Source organism: Methylorubrum thiocyanatum (assembly GCA_014138645.1).
Lineage (GTDB): Bacteria > Pseudomonadota > Alphaproteobacteria > Rhizobiales > Beijerinckiaceae > Methylobacterium > Methylobacterium thiocyanatum.
This window is the reverse complement of record JACJIB010000022.1, coordinates 1-4,540: the sequence shown is the minus strand read 5'-3', so window position 1 is coordinate 4,540 and position 4,540 is coordinate 1. Positions and strand designations below refer to the sequence as shown.

Genomic DNA, 4,540 nt, shown 5'->3' with positions numbered 1-4,540 from the left:
CACGGCGATCTCGTCGAGCCGCGTGGGAGCTTCCTGAGCCTGGGCCGGGCCGGGCATCGCGAGAGGAAGGGCGGCCGCGACGGACAGCAGGGACCGGCCGCCGAAGCGGCGGGGGGACGGTGACATGGGAACAACCAAGCCTTGAGAGCAACGGTGGCACGTCACCGCGAACGAGGCGCATTCGACCGAAGGCCGTCAGCGCATCGATACCTGCTAGACCCCCCGTCCGGCATGGCTCGCGGGCTGTTGTATTCCATCGTCCTCCCAACTGAGGCGTGTGTCAACCTGAGTCCAAAGAAGACGGGCGCGCTCACGACGTATTCGGACCCACCAACGCCGATGAGCAGCGCTTCAAGCAGATCGATTATCGCTCAACCGAAGATCTGTCGCTCAACGAGCTTCAAGCGGGTGATCTGCCTCTCGGTTTGGCCAATGATCACGGCTCGGTCCTTGCAGAGGCAACAGATGCCCTGTCTCTCGATAGGCTCTTCGCAAAGCCGCGAGGAGGCCATGGGCTTCCATGACTTAACCGGTTAGTTTCATTCTCCTTAAAATCTGGAATAACGGATTGGGGCCGATCACAAGCAGTCCCCGATCCCTAGCGCGTCCATTCCAACTTCCCGGTACCGGAGAGGCTGCTGGGCCGATCCTAACTGCGAATGGGTTCGTCGGCGCTGTCGAGATCCTGCGGCTCACCGGTCTGATCGGCGCGCTGGTCCAGAGGGGCTACGATCAATGACCGGGATCGCCTGGGGCGATGCCCGCGACGCGACTCCGCCGTGATAGCCGCAGCAGTCACGGGCAACGATAGCAATCTAGGGATCGGCGGAGAGAGCACCCCTTTATCGAGCGGCTCCTAATCGCAGCGAATTGAGAAGAATCAAACACCGGCGAATGCACAATCGTTATTCCAGCTGTTTTTATTGATAAGACTTGGTCAGCGACTAGGAATTTTGCGGGCATTTTGCCCATCCTGGCGTTCCAGTACCGCTTGACGAGCGTGAGTGTTTGGAGAGCGGGGGCGGACGCCAGGCGGAGCCTCTCAATCGGCTCAGTCTAGAATACCAGCCAGCTCATGACTCAATCGGCCCCATCAGTCGCAAACCGTATGAACAAATAAATGGAGCTTTTGGTATGACCGACCGTCGCACAGTTGAAACCACCGACGAGGCACGTCAGGGTGAGACCAGCAACCATATGCGTTGGGTGCTCCTCTTCACACTACTGCTGACCATCTTCGGAGTGGGGATCGTATGGTTGACGATGAGTTGATGATGGCCCAGGGGTGCGCCTCGCCGCCATCTCGGCAGGACTGTCAGCATGATGGCCTCTCGGGCCCATGGTTTTAGCATTAATTCACGGTGTCAGCCGCAGTCGCCAAGCATGGCCAGACGAACAGGTCGCCGTGATAAGCCCCATGCACGGTCCGCACGGCAACGACGAATCAGATGGAGGCATGCGCGGGAACGCATGACTGGCACCGGGAGACGATGCTCCCACCATTATGGGTCAGGAGGCCAGCCGCCATAGGAGATCGGCGCCGACCAGGATGAGTAACGCTGCGTAGGTCCGCTCCAGCATCGTCTGACTAAATTTATTGCCGACATATACGCCCAGGGGCGCGCTGATCATCACCGTCGGCATCATTACGATGAAGATTACGACGTCCACGTAGCCCAATGAATAGGAGGGCAGATCCTGGGCATTCCATCCGTTGATGATGCCACCGATCGTCGCGATGCTTCCGGTCACCAGTCCGGTGGCGGAGGCAATCGCGATCGCTTTTTCCAGGGCGAGCCCGCAGGTATTTAAGAGCGGGGTCGTCAGTGTACCGCCACTTGTTCCGGTCATGGCCGCGACGAGTCCCACGAACGAGCCGAGGCCAATTCTCTTGATGCCCGACGGTGGCTGGCCGGCGGACAAAGCGCGTCCACGGCCGACAGCGATGTAGAGGCCGACCAAGAGAATGTAGACTGCGAAGAGACTCTGTAGAATTTCAGTCGAGATATAGGGAAGCAAGATTGCCCCGAAGGCAACGCCGACGAAGAGGCCGACCACCCATGTTTTGTAGAACGCAAAATCGAGGTTCCCGAGTGCATATTGTTCACGGCTTGCGGTGATGGCGCTCGGAATGACCAGTGCCATTGATGTGGCCGATGCCACATGCATCAGTATCGAGTGTTCGATGCCGACCCATGGAAACAGATAAATAAAGATCGGTAGGCGCACGGTGCTGCCGCCGATGCCGAACAGTCCGGATAAGAAACCGGAGACCAAGCCGACTATTGCGAAAATAATGATGCGAAGGACGAGGTCATCCATAGCTCGATGTTCCGCACAATCAAAGCAGCGGGCTCGAGCTGCATGCTCGATCCTGATATGCCAAGCGCGCGAGCATGCATTCGCACAAGCGATCAGCGTTGGGGCACGCTGCCCGGCTAGACGGCATCAGTTTGGCCTCTACGCCGTACCGCCGCATTGATCTGAATGCCGAAAAGCAAATTGTAGGCGATCTGTTCCGCCAGCATCCTCTCGGAGCTCGCTGAGACGATCGCTCGCAGGAGTGTCTCCCTTTGGCAGCATCGTCGGCTGAATTGAACGCCTGCCAGTCCGATGTCGGCCCATGGCAGATGTCGTTCGCTACTTTGCCGCTCTTAAGATTTCGTTGGCCGAGACCTCCGTGTGTGTTGTCTATGATGAAAAAAGCGGTCAGCGAGGCGGAGGTGGTGAACGAGTTGAAGGCGCTGGCAACGGAGCTAGGCGCGTTGGCAGGATGGCTGTGCGAAGAAATGACCGAACTCCGCATGCTCAGGGTCGTCTGCATGCAAGAGCGACGCAACCGCACCGCGATTGCGGCGATGATTGGCGTCTATAACAAATGAGCCAATGCGAATTTTGCTCAATTGAATTGGCGCCTAGAATTTAATCACATTGGCCCCGAATCCTGAAACAGAAACTCCTATGCTGTCTTATGATTGCTACAGCAAAGATTGCGAAATAAGCCGCGATTTCGCTTTGAAGATGCAATTAGACCATTTTGAAGCTTGCAAGCCCACTCTAAACCCACTACTACTGATCGCTGAACGACAGGGCTGTCTGGTTAGGGTTGTGATGGCGGGGCGTGCGCCGCTCGCTACGATTGGCATTTCTGTCCGCGATCATCGTCCCAATCAAATGTTCATTCCAGGAGAGACGGCTTCCTGATAGGAGCGAAACATGGATAAGTTCGAAAACAGATTAGCCTGCGTCATACGATCTGACGGTTCCATTGCTCGCGGCTACATGATCGATAAATGCGAGCAAACGGGTGATAACAAATATACTATTACCTGGAAGATTCCGCTTCAGGGCGAGGCCAAGACCAATTTCGCCGGAACCATCGGTAGCGCCGAGGAAGAGGTTGTTGAGCCTGGGCTCATCACCGTTGGGCTGACCAACGACCCGTACCAGATGCAGGTTCATACATATGATGTCTGCGGCAAGCCTGCCAAACGTTCATTTCATATAGCCTGCTTCCGCGATCATTAGTAACCAAGCAAACATGCTCCAATCGCCAGCAATGGAGTCGCATCTGTACGTGCAAGATGATGGTTGGCAAGGCAATTCGGTTGCGCCACTCGTAGCTGTATCCGGGCGCAACCGAGCGGCTGAAGCCTCTCCGACTTGGCGGACGCAGATTTGTTAGCCGCCACCATCTCCATCGTCGCGCAGTATTTATTTGGCTCGCCTGCGTCAAAAATATATCTCATATTCTAAGCGCAGTTGGACATGGTCGGACTGCGGCGGGGGGGGGAGAGGGGGGGCGCGAATTCTATCCTGTCGTACTCTTCTTAGGTCATGGCGGCCTGCTGCAGCTGACTAATAGAGTGCTGCTAAGCGCCATTCTCGGAGTTTCGGGAAGGACAAACTGCAAGCGGCATGACAATGTGAGGTCCAGGCTATTCCTCGATCTCGAACACGAGAAGCCAGCCTTTGTCTCATTGCGAGATGCTGAAGACTTGCGTCGCACAGCGTTATGGTAGCCCGAGCTCACCTGAAGGGGGTTCAGCATGCCCGATGCGCCCGTTGTTCCTGTCCCGGCCGAGAAGCCCGACCTGCTGCGCGAGTGGATAGAAGTCGCCGAGCTCGCGGCCCACAACCTCGGCCTGGGCAAGAGGTTCGCTGAGCTAAGCCCGGAGCACTGGCAGCTTGTGCTAGCCAGCGTCACGGATCGGATAAGGCTGCGCGGTGCGTCGTTCCCGCTTGGGTGGCGACACACGCTTGCGCGACAGGTTGGGCACGCGACAGAAGAGGAGGCAATAGCGCGCATCATAGCCCTACAAGCGAAACAAGAGGAGATTGCGACACAGGTTGTACCCGAACTCGGGCTCGGTGAGTTGGCTGCCCGTGACCCTGCGGATCGAGCCATGGTCGATCAGCAGACCAGCAAAACCATTGAGGGATGCATGACCTTGCCCCCTGTCTTCCCCCGTTCATAACTAGAGTCTGTTCTGGTTCTGGTCCTGTTTGGGCCGGGTTGCAAACGCGTTCGGGGTGAGCC

The 4,540-nt window shown here is 57.1% G+C and carries 3 protein-coding genes and 1 pseudogene; 3 read left to right on the top strand and 1 reads right to left on the bottom strand.

Features of this window, described 5'->3' with window-relative positions; genetic code table 11:
- Positions 1 to 1,509 precede the first annotated feature (1,509 nt).
- Entirely contained in the window at positions 1,510 to 2,322 is an 813-nt protein-coding gene (locus HNR51_RS26460; RefSeq protein WP_182556949.1) for a sulfite exporter TauE/SafE family protein, read from the bottom strand.
- A 301-nt stretch (positions 2,323 to 2,623) separates the two neighbouring features.
- Here HNR51_RS26460 and HNR51_RS26455 point away from each other — a divergent pair.
- The 3 genes and pseudogenes from HNR51_RS26455 to HNR51_RS26445 form a co-directional block, all read left to right on the top strand.
- Positions 2,624 to 2,861: pseudogene (locus tag HNR51_RS26455) on the top strand (IS110 family transposase); the annotation flags it as partial.
- A 355-nt stretch (positions 2,862 to 3,216) separates the two neighbouring features.
- Positions 3,217 to 3,528, top strand: coding sequence for a hypothetical protein (locus HNR51_RS26450; protein ID WP_182556947.1), 312 nt, complete (start codon positions 3,217 to 3,219; stop codon positions 3,526 to 3,528).
- A gap of 521 nt (positions 3,529 to 4,049) precedes the next feature.
- On the top strand, positions 4,050 to 4,478 hold the full coding sequence (locus tag HNR51_RS26445; protein WP_182556946.1) for a hypothetical protein: 429 nt from the start codon (positions 4,050 to 4,052) through the stop codon (positions 4,476 to 4,478).
- Positions 4,479 to 4,540: the final 62 nt, after the last annotated feature.